This window comes from Sphingobium mellinum (genome assembly GCF_037860795.1).
Classification (GTDB): domain Bacteria; phylum Pseudomonadota; class Alphaproteobacteria; order Sphingomonadales; family Sphingomonadaceae; genus Sphingobium; species Sphingobium mellinum.
Map to the genome: position 1 here is coordinate 164,125 of NZ_JBANRK010000001.1, position 20,525 is coordinate 184,649.

Genomic DNA, 20,525 nt, shown 5'->3' on the forward strand with positions numbered 1-20,525 from the left:
GCCCTGGTTGTGAGGGACTATCTACTTCGCCTTCGGTAATGCTAAGTTGGCGTTAACCTTGTTCAATCATAGCTGCCGCAAAGCTGTCCTTGGGAGCATATGCAATGAAGCAGATCTGGGGCGTTCTGGCTGCAGGCGCGGTCCTTTCGATCGCGCAACCGGCGTTGGCCGATGTGAAGACCGGTGTCGATGCCTGGCAACAGGGCGACTATGACAAGGCGGTAGCGCAATGGCGGCCGCTCGCGGAGGCGGGCGATCCGGACGCCCAATTCAACATGGGCCAGGCGTTCAAGCTGGGCCGGGGCGTGAAGGCGGACATCCCCGCTGCGATCATCTGGTATCGCAAGGCCGCCGCGCAGGGCCATGTTCGTGCCGAGGACAATTTGGGGTTGCTGCTGTTCCAACAGGGCGATCGGGCTGGTTCTTTGCCCTATCTGCAGCGCTCCGCAACGCGGGGCGAGCCGCGGGCGCAATATATAGTCGGCACGGCCCTGTTTAACGGGGATATCGCGCCCAAAAACTGGGTTCGTGCCTACGCGTTAATGACGCGTGCCTCCGACGCGGGACTGGCGCAGGCGACAGCCAGCCTCAAGCAGATGGACAAATATATTCCCAATGACCAGCGCGAGCAGGGCATTACCATGGCACGGGAGATGGGCCAGAAGGCCATTGCTTTGGACGATGGAGACGGCCGCGCGGACAAGGGACCGCCGATGCGCAACGCGCGATCGGATCCGGCAGCGGTGCCGAAGGTAAAGGCGTCGGTTGCAGACAAGAACTCGCCCGCACGGCCTGCGCCCCCGAAAGTCGCTGTCGTCAACCCCGCGGCGAAGCCCAAGCCGGAAGCCAAATCTGAGGTCGAGAAGCCGGAGCCCAAGCCTCTCGCTCCAAAGACTGCCGGCGCCAAGCCGGCCGTGCCTCACCCGTCGTCACAGGGAGGATGGCGCGTGCAATTAGGCGCATTCAGCGAGGAAGGCCGGGCCCGCGCGCTCTGGAGCCAGCTGAGCGGCAAGGTGACCGGGCTTTCTGGCTACCAGTTGTTCCTGGTAAAGGGCGGCGCGATGACCCGGCTGCAAGTCGGTCCTGTGGCGAACAACGCTGACGCCGCCCGCCTTTGCAGCGCGATCAAGGCGGCCGGAGCTGCCTGCATCCCGCGCAAGATGTAGCTCCGTCACGGCCAGCCCCCTTGGCACTGGCGCGATACGGGCAATGCTATCGGAATTTTTGCGATGACCAGCGCGCCGCTCGAGCAAGGCAGTTAACGGCTTGATCATGCCTGGCGCATAGGGCAACGGCTTTTCCGGCTTTATGCGGAGGGGTGTTTTGAACAATCCGGTCGTCCCATCCTGGGTGTTGACGCTCGTATGCGGCGACCGCGTCGGCATTGTTGCTGCCGTCAGCCAGTTTCTGGCCGAACGCGGCGGTTTCATCACAGACAGCCAGCAATATGCCGACCGGGAAGCGGGCCGCTTCTTCATGCGCGTCGCTTTCGAGGCGACCGACGAGCATATGGTCGACACCGACCAGTTGCGGGCAGAATTCGGTCACGTCGGCACGCGTTTCGCCATGGACTGGCGCCTTACACTCGCAGCGGAAAAGCCACGGATGCTGATAGCTGTGTCCAAGGGGTCACATTGCTTGGCAGATCTGCTGCACCGCTGGCAGACAGGCACGCTGGGGATCGACATCATGGGGGTTGTGTCCAACCATCCCGACATGCGCCGCATCACCGAATGGCACGGCATCCCCTATCACGAATTGCCGCCCAATGGCGACAAGGCAACGCAGGAAAGTGCCCTGATCGAGATATTCGAGCGCACGCGGTCGGACTATCTCATCCTCGCCCGCTACATGCAGGTTCTGTCGGGAAATCTCGTTGAGTGGCTGGAGGGACGCTGCGTGAATATTCATCACAGCTTTCTGCCCGGCTTCAAGGGCGCCCGCCCCTATCACCGGGCGCATGAGCGTGGCGTCAAGCTGATCGGCGCGACGGCGCACTTCGTAACCGCTGACCTGGATGAAGGGCCTATCATCGAGCAGGCGGTCGAGCGAGTCGATCATCGCGCCACGGCTGAGGACATGATCCGGATCGGCCGCGACATCGAAGCGCAGGTCCTGGCCCGCGCGGTAGGCTGGATCGCCGACCGCCGGGTGCTGCTGAACGGCGGAAAGACCGTCGTTTTCCGCTGATCAGAGTCCGAGGCGCCGCCAGAAATCCTCCGGAGCCAAAGGCGCCGTAGTGCCGGCGGCGGGCGCGCGCGACCAGGAGGAATGAGGGAGGTAAATGTGCTCGCGGCTGTCTGAAGAGCGCTGGCGGAGCGGGCGGCTGGAATTGCGGGTCATCGTCTTCTCCTTAAGCGGAGGAACACGAAACCTTGCGTCGTCGCGTCGGGTCGTGCGCTTTAGCCGTTGGTTACGCGGAGCAAGCTGTCATCCTTCAAAAGCCGCGGAGCCTCGCGGCTCGCGACCTTATCTACGGATCGTGTTGAGATTGAAAAGAAAGCTTTGCTTTAGAGCTGCGGACCTGCGCTTGGCCAAGGAAGGTCAAAGCCGGGCGGCGTGCCACTGCAGATGATCCGGCATGAAGGTGGATATGAAATAATAGCTGTGATCATAACCCGGCTGCATCCGCAGCGTCAGCTTTTGGCCCGTTGCCTTGCAGACGTCCGCCAGCCGTTCGGGACGAAGTTGTTCTTGCAGAAAGCCGTCGGCCGCACCTTGATCCACGAGCAGGTCAGGCAGCCTGGCACCATCTTCGATCAATGCGACGGCGTCATGCTGGCGCCACGCTTGGCGATCATCCCCCAGATAACCCGCCAAAGCCTTCTGCCCCCACGGCACCTCGGACGGCGCAACGATCGGGGCAAAAGCAGATACCGCCTTGAAGCGGTCAGGAAAGCGCAGCCCGATTGTCAGCGCGCCGTGGCCGCCCATGCTGTGCCCCATGATCGACTGGCGCGCCATATCGGCCGGGAAATGATCGGCAATCAGCGCCGGCAGTTCTTCCGTGACATAGCTCCACATCCGGTAGTGACGGGCGAAAGGGGATTGGGTCGCGTCGACGTAGAAGCCGGCGCCGAGGCCAAAGTCCCATGCACCGTCCGGATCATCCGCCACCCCTTCGCCACGCGGGGACGTGTCTGGCGCGACGAAGATGAGGCCGAGTTCAGCGCAGGCCGCGCGAAAATCGCCTTTCTCGGTGACATTGGCGCAGGTGCAGGTGAGGCCCGACAGATACCAGACCACGGACAACTTCGCCCCTGCCTTATTTGGGGGTACGAACACGGAGAAGGTCATCTCCGTCCCCGTCTGCGCCGACTCGTGGACGTATACACCCTGGGTTCCACCGAAAGCGCGATTTTCAGAGACTGTGTCCATCAAAAGACCACGACGCTGCGGATGCTTTCCCCTGCATGCATGAGTTCGAAGCCCTTGTTGATTTCCTCAAGGCTAAGAACATGGGTGATCATCGGGTCGATCTGAATTTTGCCATTCATGTACCAGTCGACGATCTTGGGCACGTCGGTCCGGCCCTTCGCGCCACCGAAGGCACTGCCCTTCCATACACGGCCGGTGACCAACTGGAATGGGCGAGTGCTGATTTCCTTGCCAGCCTCGGCGACTCCAATGATGATGCTTTCGCCCCAGCCGCGGTGACAGGCTTCAAGGGCTGTGCGCATCACGCCGGTATTCCCGGTGCAGTCAAAAGTGTAATCCGCACCCCCATCGGTCAACCGGACCAGATGCTGGACGATGTCGCCTTCCACCTTGGCCGGGTTCACGAAGTGGGTCATGCCGAACCGACGACCCCATTCTTCCTTGCTGTCGTTGATGTCGACGCCCACGATCATGTCCGCGCCGACCATCTTCGCGCCCTGAATGACGTTGAGACCGATGCCCCCAAGGCCAAAAACAATGACGTTTGACCCCGGCGTGACCTTCGCCGTCTTGACCACAGCCCCTACCCCTGTGGTGACGCCGCAGCCCACATAGCAACTCTTCTCGAACGGCGCGTCCTTCCGGATCTTCGCCACCGCGATTTCGGGCAGGACGGTGAAATTGGAGAAGGTAGAACAGCCCATATAATGGTAGATGGGCTGTCCCTTGTAGGAAAAGCGGGTCGTGCCATCAGGCATCAATCCCTGTCCCTGCGTAGCGCGAATAGCGGTGCACAGGTTTGTCTTGCCCGAAAGGCAACTTTTGCACTGGCGACATTCGGGCGTGTAGAGCGGGATCACATGGTCTCCCGGCTTCACGGATGTGACGCCTGCGCCGACCTCGCGCACGATGCCGGCGCCTTCATGTCCCAGTATCGAGGGAAAGATACCTTCGCTATCATAGCCATCGAGCGTGTAAGCATCGGTGTGGCAGATGCCGGTCGCCATGATTTCGACCAGCACTTCACCCGCCTTGGGACCATCAAGGTCAAGTTCGATGATTTCGAGGGGCTTCTTCGCTTCGAAAGCGACGGCAGCACGCGTTTTCAAGGGGAGAGATCCTTCCTTCGGCAGACCAGAGTGCGACAGTCGGAAACTGCGCCTGTTGTGCGAATAGCTCTTATATTGGCGAATGCCAAACGCAGCTATACCGAAAGAAGAATTGGCTCAGAAGCAATCTTCCGAGAGGCAAAAGGCTCGAACGCGGCCTAGAAGGCTACGTTGTAGATGAACCAGCCCACGATCAAAAGGCTGGTGGCTACACATATGCGATCGCCAAAAACGTCGATCCGCGACATACTGACATCCTTCCCAACAAAGACGATCTCCGCCGCCTTAGGTCCATAATAAACCAGCCGTGCCCAAAAAGGAACAGCTCTGCTGCGATAAAATGCCATTTTGGAGCGGCGAGCCGCGCACACCCGGTCTTGAAGCTCACCATGGCTCCCATAACCGTGCCACAGGCCAATGATGAACAGCCCAGGAAGGGCAGCATCAACCCGCGATAACGCTCCGATGGCGCAGAAATGAGTGGGTTGCCTCAACCGGCCCGCGATAGGCCTCCTGGAACTCGGCGCTCCAATATTTGAGATCATCTATATCGATGCGCTCGCCTGAAACGGCACAGAGCACGAACTGCCCCGGCCGTATCACGTCAAAGTGGGGCGTGGCATAACGCAACACGGCCAAACCTTTGATATCCGCCATCAGTCGCCCGTCAGGATGCGATCGACCAATTGCTTTACCGTGGGCACAAAGCCGTTGGAATAAAAGGGATCTTGCTTGAACTTATAAGCGCCGTGCCCGGCAAAAAGCAGGTTCTTGTCAAGCTCCCCGCCATGCACCGCCTCCTGCAGCGACTTCTGGATGCAGAAGCTCCGAGGGTCGGCAAGGCGGCCGGTCGAGTTCGTTTCGCTATCCATCCAGCTTGAGAAAGCGCACTGGCTGAGACAGCCCATGCAGTCCGTCTGATCCTTGCGGATCTCGGCCTTTTCCTCTTCCGTGACAAAGACCAGCGTATTATCAGGAGTCTTGAGCGCAGAGGTAAAGCCCTGGCCGACCCATTCACGTGCGCGCAGCAAGTCGCCGCGGGTCACCCAGAAATTCTTGCCCTTCACGCCCGCGTCCAACTGGTGCGTATGATCGCCCGCCTGCTCGGTGCTGAACGGGATCTGCCGTTCGGAACGCGCTTCGAGTTGGCGTAGGAAGGGATTGCGAATCGCCGAGCTATAGAAGCCAGTGGGCGAGAACCGGTGCAGCAGCACGTCGCCCGGCTCCAGTTGCGTAAGCCTTTCCTTCCACAATTGCGGAATGGGGCTTTCCTGGGTCAGCAACGGACGGGTGCCGAACTGGAAAGCAATGGCGCCCAGTTCCGGATTGTCGATCCAGTCGTTCCAGTCCTTGAGATGCCAGACGCCGCCGGCCATGACGATCGGCACGTCGTCGGAAATGCCGCCTTCACGCATTGTGGCGCGAAGGTCCTTCACACGCGGATAGGGATCCTGCGGCTGGCGCGGATCCTCGGCGTTGGACAGGCCATTATGCCCGCCGGCCAACCAGGGATCTTCATAGACCACCGCCGCGAGCCATTCCGACGCCTTCGAATAAGCTCGTTTCCACAAGGCGCGGAAGGCTCGGCCAGAACTGACGATCGGCAGATAGTTGACGCCATAGGATGCGGCGATCTCCGACAGCTTATACGGCATGCCCGCGCCGCAGGTGACGCCCGCCACCATGCCCTTGGTCTTTTCAAGAACGCCGTGCAGCACCCGCTGGGCACCGCCCATTTCCCACAGGACGTTGATGTTGATCGCGCCCTTGCCCCCAGCAATTTCAAAGGCGCGCTTGACCTGCTCCACCGCGCCGTCGATGGCGTAGGCAATTAACTCCTCATGCCGGTCGCGGCGGGTGCGGCCATGATAGATTTGCGGAATGACATCGCCAAAGCTGTCGTAGCTATCCGCGTTCACCGCCGAAACAGTGCCTATGCCGCCGGCTGCGGCCCAGGCGCCGGAACTCGCATGGTTGGAAACGGCAACGCCCTTTCCGCCTTCGACGAGCGGCCACACCTCACGGCCGCCATAGACTATGGGTTTCAAACCCTTGAACAACGCAATCTCCCGCGCAAATCTGCTCGGTCCCGACAAAACTAAGCAGCCCCTATAGCAGCTTTCGTCGTCGATGACGAATTTCCGCGCGCCCTACCGCAAAATGTGGGGGCTGGATAGTGCCTGCCCATAAAGCCTTGCATATGCGTCGACCATGGCGGCCTCATCGAAGTCGCGCCGAGCACGAAGCCGGTTCGCCCGGCCCAACCGATCACGTAGATCGGAGTCGGCAGCGAGCGTCCCCAACGCCTGGCTGAGGGCAGCGTCATCCTCCACCACAAAGGGTTGGTTTTCCGGCGCAACCATATGTGCGACATCGCCCACGTCGGTCGCCGCGACGGGTAAGCCGGCAGCCATAGCCTCCACCAGCGATATCGGGAATTGTTCGCTGTCTGACGACAGGGCGAAGATGTCGAACAGGCCCAGATAGCGCCAGGGCTCCGGATGGAAGCCCATCATCTGGATATCGTCCAGTCCCTGTGATGCAGCTTCGGCCGCTATCGCCTCTCGCTCCGGTCCGTCGCCTACCACGACAAGCTGGAGGCGATCGCGGTGAGGCGCGACGGCGCGGATCAGGCGAGGTATGTTCTTGACCGGGCGAAGGCCCGCAAGAGTGCCGACGAGCAACTTGCCGGGGGACGGGTCTAGCCCGGGCAAGGCGTCTGGCGCAGGCTGCCCCCCGTAGCGCGCGACATCGACGCCGTTGCGGATCAGGTGAACCCTGCGCGCGGGCTGGCGCCAGACGTTCCGCGCGATCTGATCCAAACGGATGGACGGGACGACCACCGCTGCTGCGCGCTGAAGGGCGAAGCGGCGATAAAGGTTGCGCTTGAGCTTCAGGCCTTGGGCCTCGTCAGCGTTGAAACCGTCCTCATGATGCACGAGCGGGGGCAGGCGCATGGAAGAAGCGCAGAAGCGGTGGGACATGACAGCGTCCATCGCGCCCCAATTATAGGTGAGGATCAAGTCGAATCCCGACAGGAAACGTCCGAGCGCCCGAAACCGAGCCGGGCTGGGGCGGCCGGTCAGCGGCGGTGAATCGGGAAAGCTGACGCGAAGCACGGGGTCGAGCGCGGCGCGGGCGTCCATCGCCTGGGGGGCGGCGCTGACGATCGCATGCTCAGCGCGGTCACCCCACAGGTTCATCAGCCGGATCGCCCGGGATTCCTTGCCGCCCAGCGAAAAGCTGCCGTGGACATGCAGCAGTCGGGGCGGTCGCCCGTCGAGGTCACCCATGGAGGACCCGCTTAAGCAGACGATCGACCGCTGCGGCCGCAGTTGGCTCGTCAAGGACGGGCGTGTGGCCGACGTCGGGCACCGTAACCAGTTCGGCAGCGTCCCCCACCTCCACGACCATGCGGCGCGCCGTCTCATCACTCAGAATGTCGGACAGTTCTCCGCGCAGGACAAGCGTCGGAATATTGCGGAAAGCGGCCATCGCGGGCCACATGTCGACGCCGGCCTCGCCCCCGGCCACCCGCAGCGGTTCGGCGATACGCATATCATAGTCCAGTACAACCCGACCGCCGCTGTTGAGACGGTAGAGGCGCTTCGCCATGGCAAGCCACTGCTCCAGTCCATAACCGGGGTAGATGGTACGGTTGGCTTCCTCCAGGGCGCGGGCGGCATGAACCCAGCTGGGGTGCGACTGGCCAACGCCGACATAGGAGCGGATGCGCGCAAGCCCTGCTTCCTCAAGCGTGGGCCCCACGTCGTTCAAAAGGGAGCCGGCCAGCCACTCGCGGTGCGTGGCCGCGATCAGCATGGTGATAAGACCGCCGAGCGAAGTACCGATCGCGACGAAGCGGGTAATGGCCAGGTCCGCCAACAGCCGGCTGATATCCTGCAGATAGGTCAGCGGGACATAGGTCATCGCGTCTTTGGACTGCGCGCTTTCCGCCCGCCCCCGCAGGTCTGGGCAGATGAGCCTCCAGTCGCCCGCCAGCCTGGCGGCTAGAGGTTCGAAGTCGCGGGCGTTTCGAGTAAGGCCTGGAAGGCATAGCAAGGGCGGGCGACCGTCAGCGCCTCCACCATAATTGCGATAGTGGAGCCTGAGGCCATCGGGAGACCACCAATATTCGTCGGTGTAGCTGCTCAACGGTCGCGGATCCTGCAGTTAGGTGAAGGGCTTCGACAGGCTCAGCCCCGTGCGATTGCGGGAAGACATTGCAACTTCCTGCCCGGCTCCCCCATATCGCCGCATGAGCAAATCCTCGCAAGCTGTCAGTTACAGTCCAGCAACGGAAATCACCGCGCTGCAACCCGACTTTGCCGATGACGTCACGGCAGCAGACTTTCCGCAGACGATCCTCCGCTATCGCAACGATCGCGCGGCGTCGAGCATCGGGCTGGCCGGGCTATCGAACGAGGATTGGGTGCGCCATTTCGGGCGGTTTGATCCCCTGCCCGGCACTTTGCCGGGGCCGCTGGCTCTGCGCTATCATGGCCACCAATTCCGGGCCTATAACCCCGACATAGGTGACGGGCGCGGCTTCCTGTTCGGACAGATGCGGGACGGCGATGGCCGCCTGATGGACCTGGGCACCAAGGGGTCCGGCCGGACGCCCTACAGCCGCTTCGGCGATGGCCGGCTGACGCTCAAAGGCGGGGTGCGAGAAATTTTGGCAACGGAGATGTTGGAGGCGCTGGGCGTCAACACCTCCAAAACCTTCTCCATCATCGAAACAGGCGAGGCGCTGGAGCGTAATGACGAGCCTTCCCCCACTCGCGGGGCCGTCATGGTTCGGCTCAGCCATTCCCACATCCGCATCGGGTCTTTCCAACGCGCAGCCTATTTCGACAACAAGCCACTACTGGAGCGACTGACCGACTATGCACTGACGAAGCTCTATGACGAGGCGCCGGGGGACAATCCGCCCGAGCGCCTGCTGGGGCGCGTGGTCGAGAGGACGGCGGATCTGGCCGCCAGTTACATGGTTGCAGGCTTCGTTCATGGCGTGCTGAACAGCGACAATATCAATGTCACGGGCGAAAGCTTCGACTACGGCCCGTGGCGTTTTACGCCCTTGTGGGATCCGGCGTTCACCGCCGCTTATTTCGACCATGCGGGACTGTATGCCTTCGGTCGGCAGGCAGAGGCGATCCATTGGGACGTGGCGCAGCTTGCCGTATCGCTACGCCCGGTGGCCGAAGCCGAGCCGCTGATCGCCCAGCTGGAGCGCTTCCCCCAGCTTTATGGCGACGCGCTGGCTCAGCGGTTCTGCTGGCGGCTCGGCGTGGTGCCTTCGGCCGATGCTTCGCCGATGGTCGCGGCGGCAGTTCGCGGCTTGATCGCGAGCGAAACACCGATCGATCGCTTTTTCCATGATTGGCGCGGAGGCGACCACCGCGAGGGCGCAGACTATTCGGGCGACGTCTGGGGCGACTTCCGCGATGCGATTGCAGGGTTCGAGGCAGCCGGGGGGACGGATCATCCCTATTGGAGCGATGCGGCGCCCTGCTCCATGCATATCGACGAAGTGGAGGCGATCTGGAACGCAATCGCAGAGCGAGATGATTGGGCGCCGTTGCATGCCAAGGTCGGGTCGATGCGGCGGATGGGTGAAGCGCTGGGCAGCCCGCCGCCCCTTCCCTAACGCGCGATTTTCCACCATATCGGTGCAATGTCCGCCACCCTGACTTCGACAGAACCCGCCACTGGTGCTCTTTTGTGGCAGGGATCTGCCAGTGACGTGGAGGCGGAGGTCGCACGGGTTCAGGCCGCCTGGCCAAACTGGGCCGCCAAACCCGTTTCTTATCGCATCGAAACGCTGCGCCGCTTCGTCAATGTCGTGCGCGCCAACGAGGACGCGCTTGCCGACCTGATCGCGCGAGAAACCGGCAAGCCGCTATGGGACGCGCGCACCGAAGTCGCGGCGGTCATGAACAAGGTGGACATTTCCGTCAGCGCCTATTCGGAGCGCACCGGGCAGCGACGGCTGGAAGCAGCGTTGGGCGCGCGTCAGTCCGTACGGCACAAGCCGCACGGCGTCATGGCGGTGCTGGGCCCCTATAACTTCCCGGCGCATCTGCCCAACGGGCATATCGTCCCTGCGCTGCTGGCGGGCAATGGCGTTTTGTTCAAGCCTTCCGAAAAGACGCCAGCCGTAGGCGAGATGCTGGTGCGCTTCTTGCACGAGGCCGGGGTGCCCGAGGACGCGCTGCGGCTGGTGCTGGGAGGCCCTGACACAGGCAAGACGCTGGCAGCGCACGCGCAGGTCGACGGCATCCTCTTCACCGGGTCCGCACCTACGGGGATCGCGATCAATCGGCAGTTCGCGGCAGACCCCGGCAAGATCTTGGCACTGGAGATGGGCGGCAATAATCCTGTCATCGTGTGGGATACGGGGGACATCGGCAGCGCGGCGGCGCTGGTGGTGCAGTCCGCCTTCCTGTCGAGCGGGCAACGCTGCACGGCGGCGCGGCGGCTGATCGTGAAGGAAGAGCTAGCCGACCTCTTGATCGGGGAGGTCAAGAAGATCGCCGACCGGCTGATTGTCGACCATCCTCATGCCGACCCGGCCCCTTTCATGGGCCCGGTGATCGATCACCACGCGGCCGACCAATTGACGGAAAGCTTCCTCTACCTCATGAGCCACGGTGGCCGACCGATCAAGCATCTGGTCCGCCCGGCCGCGGACGGGCCGTACCTGTCACCCGCGATCATCGACGTAACCGCCATGACGGAGCGGCCCGATGTCGAACTGTTCGGGCCAATCTTGCAGGTGATCCGCGTGTCCGATTTTCCGGCGGCGATCGCGGAGGCAAACAACACGCGCTACGGCCTGTCGGCATCGCTGATCGGCGGTTCTCCTGAACAATATAATCAGTTCTGGTCGAACATCCGCGCGGGTATCGTCAATTGGAACCGCCCGACAAACGGCGCTTCCTCCTCTGCCCCGTTCGGTGGCGTCGGGATTTCAGGCAATCATCGCCCGAGCGCCTATTATGCCGCCGACTATTGCGCATATCCGGTTTCCTCGTCCGAAATCGAGCAGCCGCGCGCGTCGATCGGCGTCGGACTGAAAGAGGTTGATACCAGCACGATGGGGGATTGAGAGCGGCTTGCCCTCTTTCCCAGGACCGAACTTTCCACTCCCCCAAATTTTCCTACGCGACGGCCAAACCATTCTGAATTGAAATGCTTGGGCCTTTTCGCCATTTGCCGAACATGACCCAACAAGCACCTGCCACCGTCTTTCTGGTCGGCGCGGGTCCGGGCGATCCGGAACTGCTGACTCTTCGCGCCGCGCGACTGATCGCGCGGGCGGAGGTTATCGTTCATGATGGGCTGGTGTCGGCCGACATCCTTGCGATGGCTTCGCCGGAAGCCGAATGCATTTCTGTTGCCAAGCAACGCAGCCGCCACTCGATGCCGCAGGACAGGATCAACGCCCTGCTGGTGGAGATGGCCTTGGCCGGGCGAACGGTGGTACGGCTGAAGGGTGGCGATCCCTTTATCTTCGGACGAGGCGGTGAGGAAATGGAGGCTTGCCGCGCCGCGGGCGTGCCAATAGAGATCGTCCCCGGCATCAGCGCGGCGATCGGCTGCGCCGCGCGCGCTCAGCTCCCCCTCACCCATCGCGATGCGGCAAGTGCTGTCACTTTCGTGGCGGGCCAGTGCAAGGGATTGACTGACCAGGACTGGTCCGGGCTGGCTGGCGCGGGGCGGACCCTCGTCATCTACATGGGCGTGGCGACGGCCGGCGAGATTGCCGACAAGCTGATCGCCAATGGTGTGGCTCCGGCCATTCCGGTTGCCGTGCTGGAAAATGGCACGCGCGCCGACATGCGCACGCTGCGCACCCTGCTCGCCGACCTTGGCGACATGATGGAGCGGGAGAAGGTAAAAAGTCCCGCCCTGATTGTGGTGGGCGATGTTGCGGCCTATGCGCTGGCGCAGGATGTGCTGGCGAGCTTGCCGGCGCAATGGGACAATGGGGCGGAGATGCTTTCGTGAAGATTTTGACCGGCAATGACCTCAGCACCGGGGACGTGATCTGGTGGGCAGGCGACGGCTGGTCGCGACAGGTCGGCGATTCAGTCGACGTAGGCGACAAGGGCGACGATCTGGCGCGAGCGGAAGAAGCCGCGCTGCGCGTCGTTGGCGCCTATGTAATCGACGCCACCGTAACGGAGGAAGGCGTGCGGCCGGCGCATATCAAGGACCGCATCCGCGCGCTGGGACCGACCGTGCGGCCAGACCTGACACTTAAACCGAATGACGCCGATGCCGGCAATTGGGTGATCTGACCATGTATCGTTATGACAGCTACGACCAGACCATCGTCGACGCCCGCGTCGAGGAATTTCGCGACCAGGTTCAGCGCCGCCTGGCCGGGCAGCTGACGGAGGACCAGTTCAAGCCGCTGCGGCTGATGAACGGCCTCTATCTCCAGCTGCACGCCTATATGCTGCGCGTCGCGATCCCCTATGGCACGCTCAACGCGCGGCAGATGCGGAAGCTGGGCGAGATCGCGGGCAAATATGATCGGGGCTATGGCCACTTCACCACGCGCACGAACCTGCAATATAACTGGATCAAGCTGGCGGACGCACCCGACATTCTCGCCGAACTGGCGACGGTGGAGATGCATGCTATCCAGACCAGTGGGAATTGCATCCGCAACATCTCTTCAGATCAATATGCCGGCGTCGCGGCTGACGAAGTGGCGGATCCGCGGCCCTGGGCTGAACTGCTGCGCCAATGGTCGACCTTCCACCCCGAATTCACCTATCTGCCCCGCAAGTTCAAGATCTGCGTGATCGCGGCGGAAGAAGATCGGGCGGCGATGCGGCTGCACGATATCGGCCTCAAGCTGGTGAGGCGCGACAGCCAGATGGGCGCGGAAGTCTATGCCGGCGGCGGCATGGGCCGGACGCCTATGATTGCGCCTCTTATCAATGACTTCGTGCCAGAAGATGAGATAGTGCCGTATCTGGAGGCGTGCCTGCGCGTCTATAATCGCTATGGCCGTCGCGACAACAAGTACAAGGCGCGGATCAAGATCCTGGTCCATGAGCTGGGCGTCGAGGAATATAAGCGGCAGGTCGAGGAAGAGTTCACCCACATGCGGGAACTGGGCCTCAATCCACCGACCGAGGAACTGGACCGCATCCGGCATTTCTTCGCCGGTCCGGCATATGAGCAGGGGTTGAACGACGAGATCGATCGCGCTGACCCGGCCTTCGCGCTATGGGTCGACCGCCAGGTGGTCGCGCACAAGCAACTGGGTTATGCGATCGTCAACATCAGCCTGAAGCCGCACGGCGGCATTCCTGGCGATGCTTCGGCCGAACAGATCGAACTTGTTGCGGACCTCGCCGAGCATTACTCGCTCGACGAACTGCGCGTGACCCACGCCCAGAACCTTGTCCTGCCGCATGTCAAGAAGGCCGATCTCTATGCCATCTGGCAAAAGCTGGAGGAGGCAGGACTCGCCGAGGCCAACCTGGACCTCATCACTGACATCATCGCCTGCCCTGGCCTTGATTATTGCAGCCTGGCCAACGCCCGGTCGATTCCGCTGGCGCAGAAACTGTCCGAGCGTTTTGCCGACACTGGCCGGCAGAAGGAACTGGGCGAACTGAAGGTTAAAATAAGCGGCTGCATTAACGCCTGCGGCCACCATCATGCGGGCCATATCGGCGTGCTGGGCGTCGATCGGAAGGGCGTTGAGAATTTCCAGCTGTCGCTTGGCGGATCAGGCGCGGAAGATGCCAGCGTCGGCCAGATCACCGGCCCGGGCTTTTCGGAGGACGGCGTGGTTGATGCGATCGAGAAGGTCACGAACCTGTATCTCGCGCAGCGCGAGGATGGCGAACGCTTCCTCGACACCTATCGCCGTCTCGGCATGAAGCCCTTCAAGGAGGTGATCTATGGTTGAGTTCCTGTCTTTCCGTGACGGTGAAGCTGGCCAAGAACCGGCCGTCACGGTCGAATCCTTCACCGGGCAGTCCAACTCGACCGCCGTCCGTATCGAGGCCGGGGAAGATGCGCGCGAATTGCTCCCCTATATCGACCGACTGTCATTGGTCGAGGTGAACTTCCCCGCCTTTGGCGACGGGCGCGGCTATTCTGCGGCGCGGATTCTGCGCGAGGCGGGCTATCAGGGCGAGTTGCGCGCCGTAGGGGACGTGCTGGTGGACCAACTGATCGCGATGCGCCGCTGCGGCTTCGACAGCTTCCACCCTAACAAGGCGCTCGACGATGCCGCCGTGGAGCGCGCGCTCAATCACTATGCCGACGTCTATCAGAAGACGGTCGATGGCCGCCGCCCGATTTGGGCCAAGCGGCACCTGGAGAATGTGAATGGCTGAACCTGCCCGCCAATTGCCCGTTCGTGAACTGGACTTCATCGACGCTCGCCCCGCCTTTACCCAGGCCGATGCGGACGCGCTGAACGCGCGTTTCGAAGGCATCGACACACTGTCGATGCTGAAGACCGTCTTTGCCGAACGGCTGGCGGGAAATGTCGCGGTGGTGTCATCCTTTGGCACCGAAAGCGCTGTGCTGCTCGACCTGGTAGCAAAGGCCGACAGGACGGTGCCGGTCATTTTCGTCGATACGCTCAAGATGTTTCGAGAAACGCTGGACTATCGCGAAACGCTGATCAGGACGCTGGGCTTTGTCGACAGCCGAACGGTGGTCCCCCAGCCCGATGTGCTGGCGAAGAAGGACGCGACCGGCCTTCGCTGGTCCTACGATCCCGACGGCTGCTGCGATATCCGCAAGGTCGAGCCGCTGCGACGCGCCAAGGAAGGGCTGGACGCCTGGATTTCCGGACGTAAAGCGTTCCAGTCAGTTACGCGGCAGAACCTGCCCCGTTTCGAAATCGAGGACGGACGGCTGAAGATCAATCCGCTGGGTGATTGGACAAAGACCGATCTGGAAGCCTATTTCGCGGAGCAGGGCCTGCCCCGCCATCCGCTGGAAGCGCAGGGCTACCTGTCGATCGGTTGCGAACCCTGCACGTCCAAGGTGCTGCCGGGCGAAGATCCACGCGCTGGACGTTGGCGCGGCTGGGACAAGGTCGAATGCGGCATTCACTCGCCCGCGACACCCATTCCCGCACCTGCCGCGGACCCGGACGATCCAGCAAATCAGCCGGTGTTCTGAACCCACTTGATCGCTTCCCTCCCACCGGACAAGAGGAGGGAAGCAATCGGTGGCGGTCACTCCAATCTTTGCGCAGCGCTGATGAACTCCAGCGACCAACTGTTGAGATCGTTAGGCAAATCTTTGCGATCGAACAGACCGACTTCCTCCGTTTCCCAGTTCTTCCTGAACTGAAAGACCACATCCTTGACGCGGACAAGATCTATGTGCGCGGGCGCGCCCGACAGCTGGCGCTCCACCGTGCCCAGCCGTGTCGCCTCGGTCCAGCTGACCAACCCAATCTCCTGCCGCAATTCGCGCAGCGCGGCCTCGACGGGGTCTTCCTTCGGCTGCCTCCCTCCGCCCGGCAGGCACCAGCCATCCATATAGGTCTGGCGAACGAGCACGAGCCTGCCCGCTGGCGTATAGGCGAGCGCCATCACCCCATGGATGGCTTTGCGCCGCAAACGCCACAGAAAGCGGCGAACACGGTCGGCCGCCTTCATCGCGGGCCGGATGAAAGATAGCCGGTTCACTGCGGATCCCGCGACGAGCACTGTGTGCTACTGGCTTGCAGCATCGGGCCAAGCTCGGCAGGATGGCGCAACGGAATGGGACAAGGGGCTGGCATCATGGCGGTTGAACTGAATATCCTGGCCTGGAGTTGCGTGCTGCTGCTCATTCACATCTTCGCTGCCGCGCATCTCAAGACGAAGCAATATGGCACCAAGTGGAACATGGGCGCCAGGGACGAGGAACTTCCGCCGCTTGAGCGCGGCGCCGGGCGGCTCGTGCGCGCGCAGGCCAATTTCCTGGAAACCTATCCGATCGCCATCATTACCCTTCTAGGCGTGGTAATTGCCGGTCGGACCAGCGAGTGGACGGCGGTCGGCGGCTGGCTATGGCTAGGAGCCCGTATCGTTTACCTGCCGCTCTACGCCATGGGCGTACCTGTCGTGCGCACGATCATCTATCTGATCAGCCTGGTCGGACTGGGACTGGTCTTTCAGGCTTTGGTGAGTGGCTGAGGGGCGCTCACCCCGGGTCTATTCATAGTCGCCCATATAGCCGCCGTCCGCGAGGTCGGAGAAGCGGGTGATCTTGGCGTCGAACTTCAACCGGATACGGCCCGTCGAACCGTGACGCTGCTTGGCGACGATAAGTTCGGCGAGGCCATAGATACGCTCCATCTCCTGCGCCCATTCGAGATGCTCGGGGCTTTCCTTGTTTCCCGGCTCCTTGGCGGCCACATAATAATCCTCGCGGAACACGAACCATACCATGTCCGCGTCCTGCTCGATGGACCCTGATTCGCGGAGATCCGAAAGCTGCGGTCGCTTGTCCTCGCGCTGCTCAACGGCGCGGCTGAGCTGCGACAGAGCCAGAACCGGAACATTAAGTTCCTTCGCCAAGGTCTTCAAACCACGCGATATTTCCGAAATTTCCTGAACGCGGTTGTCGCTCCCCTTGCCGGTGCCCTGCAGCAGCTGGAGATAGTCCACGACGATAAGGCCGATATCGTGCCGCCGCTTCAATCGGCGGGCGCGAGTCCGCAGCGCCGCGATGGTCAAGCCAGGGGTATCGTCGATGAAAAGTGGCAGCTCCTGCAGCTCGCGCGCCGCGCGGGACAGGTTCTGGAAATCGGCACGGCTGATCTTGCCCATACGCAGTGCTTCGCCGCTGATCCCGGATTGCTCCGCCAGCACGCGAGTGGCCAACTGGTCGGCGGACATTTCCAGGCTGAAGAAGGCAGTCTTGGCACCCATATTCTTGGCCGGCGGGATGCCGTCGGCATGATCCCGCATCCAGCGCGAAGCGGCGTTATAAGCGATGTTGGTGGCGAGCGAGGTCTTGCCCATGCCGGGCCGCCCCGCCAGAATCATGAGGTCCGAATTGTGCAGGCCGCCAATCTTTTCGTTGAGGCTCGCGAGCCCGGTCGTGATACCCGATACATGGCCACCGCTGTTGAGCGCCCGTTCGGCGACCTGCACTGCCATGGTGGTGGCCGTGGCGAAGCTCTTCACCGACCCGACCTCGCCCTCCCCCTCGGACACTTTGTAAAGCGCGACTTCGGCCTGCTCTATCTGTTCACGGGGATTGACATCTTCGCTCGTATCAAGAGCGTTTTCAACGAGTTCTCGACCAACGTTTACCAGCTGCCGCAAGAGGGCCAGATCATAGATCTGGGTCGCGAAGTCGCGTGCGCCAAGCAGGGCCGCGCCGTTTCCCGTGAGCTGCGCCAGATAGCCGACGCCGCCCAGTTCCTTGAGCGCGGGATCCTGCTCCAGAAGCGGCTTTAGCGTCACGGGATTGGCCACCATGTCGCGTTCGACCAGTTTCATGACGGCGTCGTAGATGCGTCCGTGCAGCGGCTCAAAGAAATGCTCGGCCTTGAGCTTGAGCTGCACATCTTCGGCGATGCGGTTATCGATCATCAGCGCACCCAGCAGAGCGGCCTCCGCCTCGACATTGCGAGGGAGTGCAAGGGCGCTCGGCTCCACGGCGGGGGTCATCTGGATCAATTCGGCCATGCGTCCTCATCGCCCCGGCAGCAGCTGCGCGCAAGGGCCAAGGTGCGAAGCGATCGGCAAAGCTGTGGAGAAGTCCCCCTTGCTTTTCCTCCGTTCCAGCCGCAGGGACCGTAGGCCCATGACCGACCCGCGCATCATAGACATCACGCTCGACGAGCGGACGATCCTATGGCGCAGCGCGGATGTCGAGCAGGAACGGCGCATCGCCATATTCGACCTGCTGGAGGACAATTATTTCGCGCCTCAGCGGACGCATGCCGATGGCTATCAAGGGCCATATCGCGTTCTGCTGCGGGTGGAGGACGGGCGCCTCGTCATCGAGATCAAGCGGGAAGATGGTGAGCCGCTGGAGGCGATCATACTTGGTCTTGGCCGGTTCCGGCGCCCGATTCGGGAATATTTCGCCATTTGCGACAGCTATTATCAGGCGATCAGCAACGCATCGCCGGCGCAGATCGAAACTGTGGACATGGCGCGCCGCGCCATCCACAATGACGCCGCGAACATGCTGATCGAACGGCTGGACGGCAAGATCAAGGTCGATTTCGATACGGCCAGGCGGCTGTTCACGCTGATCTGCGTACTGCATATCAAGGGGTAAGGGGCTATTCGCCAGCTTTCAACAGGCCAGTTGCTGGTCCGCGTCCTTGCGGGCTTGGGCCTTGCCGCGCTCCCCTGCTTCGGACTGTGGGCCTATGCGCGTCACTGGGCGCCAGCGCGGGACGTATATCCCGTTCAGGGGGTGGCGGTCTCGTCAGGTGACGGCGCCATCGATTGGGGCACGCTGGCGGCCAACGGCGTCGACTTCGTCTACATTCGAGCCGCAAGAGGCGCTACGGGCCGCGATCCAGCCTTCGCGCGCAATTGGTCGGGCGCGCGATCAGCAGGCCTGCGCTACGGCGCGGTTCTGGATTTCAGCCTCTGCCACCGGGCAGCCGAGCAAGCGACGCGCTTCATAACGACAGTACCGCGCGACAATGCCGCCTTGCCGCCGGTTATCCGTCTGGACTTCGCCCCCGACTGCAACGCGCGCCCGAGCCGGGACGCGCTATTGTCGGAACTCAACACGCTGGTGAACCTTATAGAAAGCAATGCGGGAAGGCCCGTGCTACTCAACGTCAGCAGCGCGTTCGAGGACGAATATGACGTCGCATCCGGCGTCAACCGGACACTGTGGCTGGACGGCAATTTCTTCCCGCCTGACTATGCGACGCGCCGATGGGTCATGTGGACAGCCAATGACATGCGGCATATCGAAGGGGTTGAAAGGCCGGTCAGATGGGGCGTCGTGGCACCATGAGCCGCCAAGCCGAGGATATGGAGCAGATGGTGGCCGCCGCCCGCGATGCGATGGCGCACGCTTACGCCCCCTATAGCCGCTTCGCTGTCGGGGCCGCGGTTCTGCTGAGCAACGGCGATATCGTCACTGGTGCCAATTTCGAGAATGCCAGCTATGGATTGTCGCTCTGCGCAGAAGCGGTCGCGTTGGCCAGCGCCAATGCAAGCGGGCGGCTGCGGGAAATCCAGGCCATTGCCCTAGTTGGAAAGGCGCTGGACGCACCAACGGACGGCCTGGTCACGCCGTGCGGACGATGCCGGCAGATCCTGAACGAAGCTCAGCAGCTGGCAGGACGGCAAATCACGGTCTATTGCGCCGCACCGGAGGGGAGCGCAGTCACCGTTCACACCGTTTCTGAACTTCTCCCATTTGCTTTTGGTTCCAACAATTTGGGCCTCAATCCTGAGACAAAGAGATAAGGCAAATTATGTCGATATTGTCGGATAAGTGGATTCGCGAACAGGCGCTCGCCCATGGCATGATCCAGCCTTTCGTCGAGAGCCAGCGCAGGGACGGATGCATCAGCTACGGCCTGTCGTCTTATGGCTATGACGCACGCGTGGCAGACGAGTTCAAGATCTTCACCAATGTCGACAGTGCCGTAGTCGATCCCAAAGATTTTGCCGCCAACAGCTTCGTCGACCGCAAGACCGACTGCTGCATCATCCCTCCCAACAGCTTCGCGCTTGCCCGCACGGTTGAATATTTCCGGGTGCCTCGCGACGTGCTTGTCATCTGCCTTGGCAAATCCACCTATGCACGTTGCGGCATCATCGTGAATGTGACGCCGCTGGAACCGGGTTGGGAAGGCCATGTGACGCTGGAATTTTCCAACACGACGCCACTACCGGCCAAGATCTACGCAAATGAAGGAGCGTGCCAGTTCCTGTTCCTGCAAGGGAATGAGCCGTGCGAGGTCAGCTATGCCGACAGAGCAGGTAAATATATGGGACAGCAGGGCGTGACGTTGCCGCGACTCTGAATGCCTGCGACAATACCGGCATGACGCCCGGA

At 62.0% G+C, this 20,525-nt stretch carries 22 protein-coding genes; 14 read left to right on the forward strand and 8 right to left on the reverse strand.

From position 1 onward, the window contains the following. Positions 1-104: 104 nt before the first annotated feature. Positions 105-1,166: an SPOR domain-containing protein gene (locus AAC640_RS00810; protein WP_340264172.1), complete on the forward strand. Its 1,062-nt coding sequence runs from the start codon at positions 105-107 to the stop codon at positions 1,164-1,166. Between the two features lie 142 nt (positions 1,167-1,308). After that, positions 1,309-2,190, forward strand: a complete 882-nt coding sequence (gene purU, locus AAC640_RS00815; RefSeq protein ID WP_422794937.1) for a formyltetrahydrofolate deformylase — start codon at positions 1,309-1,311, stop codon at positions 2,188-2,190. Positions 2,191-2,544: 354 nt separating this feature from the next. Here purU and fghA read toward each other — a convergent pair whose 3' ends face one another. The 6 genes from fghA to AAC640_RS00845 all read right to left on the reverse strand — a co-directional run bounded on the left by fghA (position 2,545) and on the right by AAC640_RS00845 (position 8,642). After that, positions 2,545-3,378, reverse strand: coding sequence for an S-formylglutathione hydrolase (fghA, locus tag AAC640_RS00820; RefSeq protein ID WP_340264174.1), 834 nt, complete (start codon positions 3,376-3,378; stop codon positions 2,545-2,547). Further along, positions 3,378-4,487, reverse strand: coding sequence for an S-(hydroxymethyl)glutathione dehydrogenase/class III alcohol dehydrogenase (locus AAC640_RS00825; protein ID WP_340264175.1), 1,110 nt, complete (start codon positions 4,485-4,487; stop codon positions 3,378-3,380). Before AAC640_RS00825 ends, fghA begins: the two co-directional genes overlap by 1 nt. A 444-nt stretch (positions 4,488-4,931) precedes the next feature. Then, a complete protein-coding gene (locus AAC640_RS00830; RefSeq protein WP_340264176.1) occupies positions 4,932-5,144 on the reverse strand; it encodes a DUF2093 domain-containing protein in 213 nt (70 codons plus the stop codon). Beyond that, positions 5,144-6,547 (reverse strand): NAD(P)H-dependent flavin oxidoreductase, encoded by a 1,404-nt coding sequence (locus AAC640_RS00835; protein WP_340264177.1) that lies wholly within the window; start codon positions 6,545-6,547, stop codon positions 5,144-5,146. The genes AAC640_RS00830 and AAC640_RS00835 overlap by 1 nt, the downstream gene beginning before the upstream one ends. 90 nt (positions 6,548-6,637) lie before the next feature. Further along, positions 6,638-7,780, reverse strand: a complete 1,143-nt coding sequence (locus tag AAC640_RS00840; protein WP_340264178.1) for a glycosyltransferase family 4 protein — start codon at positions 7,778-7,780, stop codon at positions 6,638-6,640. Next, positions 7,773-8,642 (reverse strand): alpha/beta fold hydrolase, encoded by an 870-nt coding sequence (locus tag AAC640_RS00845; RefSeq protein WP_340264179.1) that lies wholly within the window; start codon positions 8,640-8,642, stop codon positions 7,773-7,775. The genes AAC640_RS00840 and AAC640_RS00845 overlap by 8 nt, the downstream gene beginning before the upstream one ends. A gap of 103 nt (positions 8,643-8,745) precedes the next feature. Here AAC640_RS00845 and AAC640_RS00850 point away from each other — a divergent pair, with 103 nt between their 5' ends. The 7 genes from AAC640_RS00850 to AAC640_RS00880 all read left to right on the forward strand — a co-directional run bounded on the left by AAC640_RS00850 (position 8,746) and on the right by AAC640_RS00880 (position 15,662). After that, positions 8,746-10,140, forward strand: a complete 1,395-nt coding sequence (locus AAC640_RS00850; protein ID WP_340264180.1) for a protein adenylyltransferase SelO family protein — start codon at positions 8,746-8,748, stop codon at positions 10,138-10,140. Positions 10,141-10,167: 27 nt separating this feature from the next. After that, positions 10,168-11,601, forward strand: a complete 1,434-nt coding sequence (gene astD / locus AAC640_RS00855; RefSeq protein WP_340264181.1) for a succinylglutamate-semialdehyde dehydrogenase — start codon at positions 10,168-10,170, stop codon at positions 11,599-11,601. A gap of 113 nt (positions 11,602-11,714) precedes the next feature. Further along, the gene (gene cobA, locus AAC640_RS00860) at positions 11,715-12,503 is read left to right on the forward strand and encodes a uroporphyrinogen-III C-methyltransferase (protein WP_340264182.1); all 789 of its coding nucleotides are present in this window, start codon (positions 11,715-11,717) and stop codon (positions 12,501-12,503) included. After that, positions 12,500-12,796 (forward strand): DUF2849 domain-containing protein, encoded by a 297-nt coding sequence (locus AAC640_RS00865; RefSeq protein ID WP_340264183.1) that lies wholly within the window; start codon positions 12,500-12,502, stop codon positions 12,794-12,796. Before cobA ends, AAC640_RS00865 begins: the two co-directional genes overlap by 4 nt. Before the next feature lie 2 nt (positions 12,797-12,798). Next, complete coding sequence (locus AAC640_RS00870) at positions 12,799-14,430, forward strand: nitrite/sulfite reductase (RefSeq protein ID WP_340264856.1); 1,632 nt, start codon at positions 12,799-12,801, stop codon at positions 14,428-14,430. Continuing rightward, on the forward strand, positions 14,423-14,863 hold the full coding sequence (locus AAC640_RS00875) for a DUF934 domain-containing protein (protein WP_340264185.1): 441 nt from the start codon (positions 14,423-14,425) through the stop codon (positions 14,861-14,863). Before AAC640_RS00870 ends, AAC640_RS00875 begins: the two co-directional genes overlap by 8 nt. Continuing rightward, complete coding sequence (locus AAC640_RS00880; protein WP_340264186.1) at positions 14,856-15,662, forward strand: phosphoadenylyl-sulfate reductase; 807 nt, start codon at positions 14,856-14,858, stop codon at positions 15,660-15,662. Before AAC640_RS00875 ends, AAC640_RS00880 begins: the two co-directional genes overlap by 8 nt. Positions 15,663-15,718: 56 nt before the next feature. Here AAC640_RS00880 and AAC640_RS00885 read toward each other — a convergent pair whose 3' ends face one another. Next, entirely contained in the window at positions 15,719-16,177 is a 459-nt protein-coding gene (locus AAC640_RS00885; RefSeq protein WP_340264187.1) for an NUDIX domain-containing protein, read from the reverse strand. Positions 16,178-16,273: 96 nt separating this feature from the next. Between AAC640_RS00885 and AAC640_RS00890 the strand changes: the two genes are divergently transcribed. Further along, positions 16,274-16,669 (forward strand): MAPEG family protein, encoded by a 396-nt coding sequence (locus AAC640_RS00890; RefSeq protein WP_340264188.1) that lies wholly within the window; start codon positions 16,274-16,276, stop codon positions 16,667-16,669. A gap of 18 nt (positions 16,670-16,687) precedes the next feature. On the opposite strand, the gene AAC640_RS00895 is transcribed toward AAC640_RS00890, so the two are convergent. After that, a complete protein-coding gene (locus AAC640_RS00895) occupies positions 16,688-18,172 on the reverse strand; it encodes a replicative DNA helicase (RefSeq protein ID WP_340264189.1) in 1,485 nt (494 codons plus the stop codon). A gap of 118 nt (positions 18,173-18,290) precedes the next feature. Between AAC640_RS00895 and AAC640_RS00900 the strand changes: the two genes are divergently transcribed. Genes AAC640_RS00900 through dcd form a run of 4 tightly spaced genes read left to right on the forward strand, consistent with a single transcriptional unit; the run spans position 18,291 to position 20,493 of the window. Then, positions 18,291-18,773: a UPF0262 family protein gene (locus tag AAC640_RS00900; RefSeq protein ID WP_340264190.1), complete on the forward strand. Its 483-nt coding sequence runs from the start codon at positions 18,291-18,293 to the stop codon at positions 18,771-18,773. A 30-nt stretch (positions 18,774-18,803) separates the two neighbouring features. Then, complete coding sequence (locus tag AAC640_RS00905) at positions 18,804-19,472, forward strand: GH25 family lysozyme (protein WP_340264191.1); 669 nt, start codon at positions 18,804-18,806, stop codon at positions 19,470-19,472. Beyond that, a complete protein-coding gene (gene cdd / locus AAC640_RS00910; protein ID WP_340264192.1) occupies positions 19,469-19,930 on the forward strand; it encodes a cytidine deaminase in 462 nt (153 codons plus the stop codon). The genes AAC640_RS00905 and cdd overlap by 4 nt, the downstream gene beginning before the upstream one ends. Before the next feature lie 8 nt (positions 19,931-19,938). Then, positions 19,939-20,493 (forward strand): dCTP deaminase, encoded by a 555-nt coding sequence (gene dcd / locus AAC640_RS00915; protein WP_340264194.1) that lies wholly within the window; start codon positions 19,939-19,941, stop codon positions 20,491-20,493. Positions 20,494-20,525 lie beyond the last annotated feature (32 nt).

Excerpts from the sequence above, each read along its gene's own strand:
- AAC640_RS00895 (WP_340264189.1), bottom strand. The coding sequence starts at position 18,172 with ATGGCCGAATTGATCCAGATGACCCCCGCCGTGGAGCCGAGCGCCCTT.
- AAC640_RS00870 (WP_340264856.1), top strand. The coding sequence starts at position 12,799 with ATGTATCGTTATGACAGCTACGACCAGACCATCGTCGACGCCCGCGTC.
- fghA (WP_340264174.1), bottom strand. The coding sequence starts at position 3,378 with ATGGACACAGTCTCTGAAAATCGCGCTTTCGGTGGAACCCAGGGTGTA.
- cdd (WP_340264192.1), top strand. The coding sequence starts at position 19,469 with ATGAGCCGCCAAGCCGAGGATATGGAGCAGATGGTGGCCGCCGCCCGC.
- AAC640_RS00830 (WP_340264176.1), bottom strand. The coding sequence starts at position 5,144 with ATGGCGGATATCAAAGGTTTGGCCGTGTTGCGTTATGCCACGCCCCAC.
- AAC640_RS00850 (WP_340264180.1), top strand. The coding sequence starts at position 8,746 with ATGAGCAAATCCTCGCAAGCTGTCAGTTACAGTCCAGCAACGGAAATC.
- astD (WP_340264181.1), top strand. The coding sequence starts at position 10,168 with ATGTCCGCCACCCTGACTTCGACAGAACCCGCCACTGGTGCTCTTTTG.
- AAC640_RS00840 (WP_340264178.1), bottom strand. The coding sequence starts at position 7,780 with ATGGGTGACCTCGACGGGCGACCGCCCCGACTGCTGCATGTCCACGGC.
- dcd (WP_340264194.1), top strand. The coding sequence starts at position 19,939 with ATGTCGATATTGTCGGATAAGTGGATTCGCGAACAGGCGCTCGCCCAT.
- AAC640_RS00900 (WP_340264190.1), top strand. The coding sequence starts at position 18,291 with ATGACCGACCCGCGCATCATAGACATCACGCTCGACGAGCGGACGATC.
- AAC640_RS00875 (WP_340264185.1), top strand. The coding sequence starts at position 14,423 with ATGGTTGAGTTCCTGTCTTTCCGTGACGGTGAAGCTGGCCAAGAACCG.
- purU (WP_422794937.1), top strand. The coding sequence starts at position 1,309 with ATGCGGAGGGGTGTTTTGAACAATCCGGTCGTCCCATCCTGGGTGTTG.
- AAC640_RS00880 (WP_340264186.1), top strand. The coding sequence starts at position 14,856 with ATGGCTGAACCTGCCCGCCAATTGCCCGTTCGTGAACTGGACTTCATC.
- AAC640_RS00810 (WP_340264172.1), top strand. The coding sequence starts at position 105 with ATGAAGCAGATCTGGGGCGTTCTGGCTGCAGGCGCGGTCCTTTCGATC.
- AAC640_RS00890 (WP_340264188.1), top strand. The coding sequence starts at position 16,274 with ATGGCGGTTGAACTGAATATCCTGGCCTGGAGTTGCGTGCTGCTGCTC.
- cobA (WP_340264182.1), top strand. The coding sequence starts at position 11,715 with ATGACCCAACAAGCACCTGCCACCGTCTTTCTGGTCGGCGCGGGTCCG.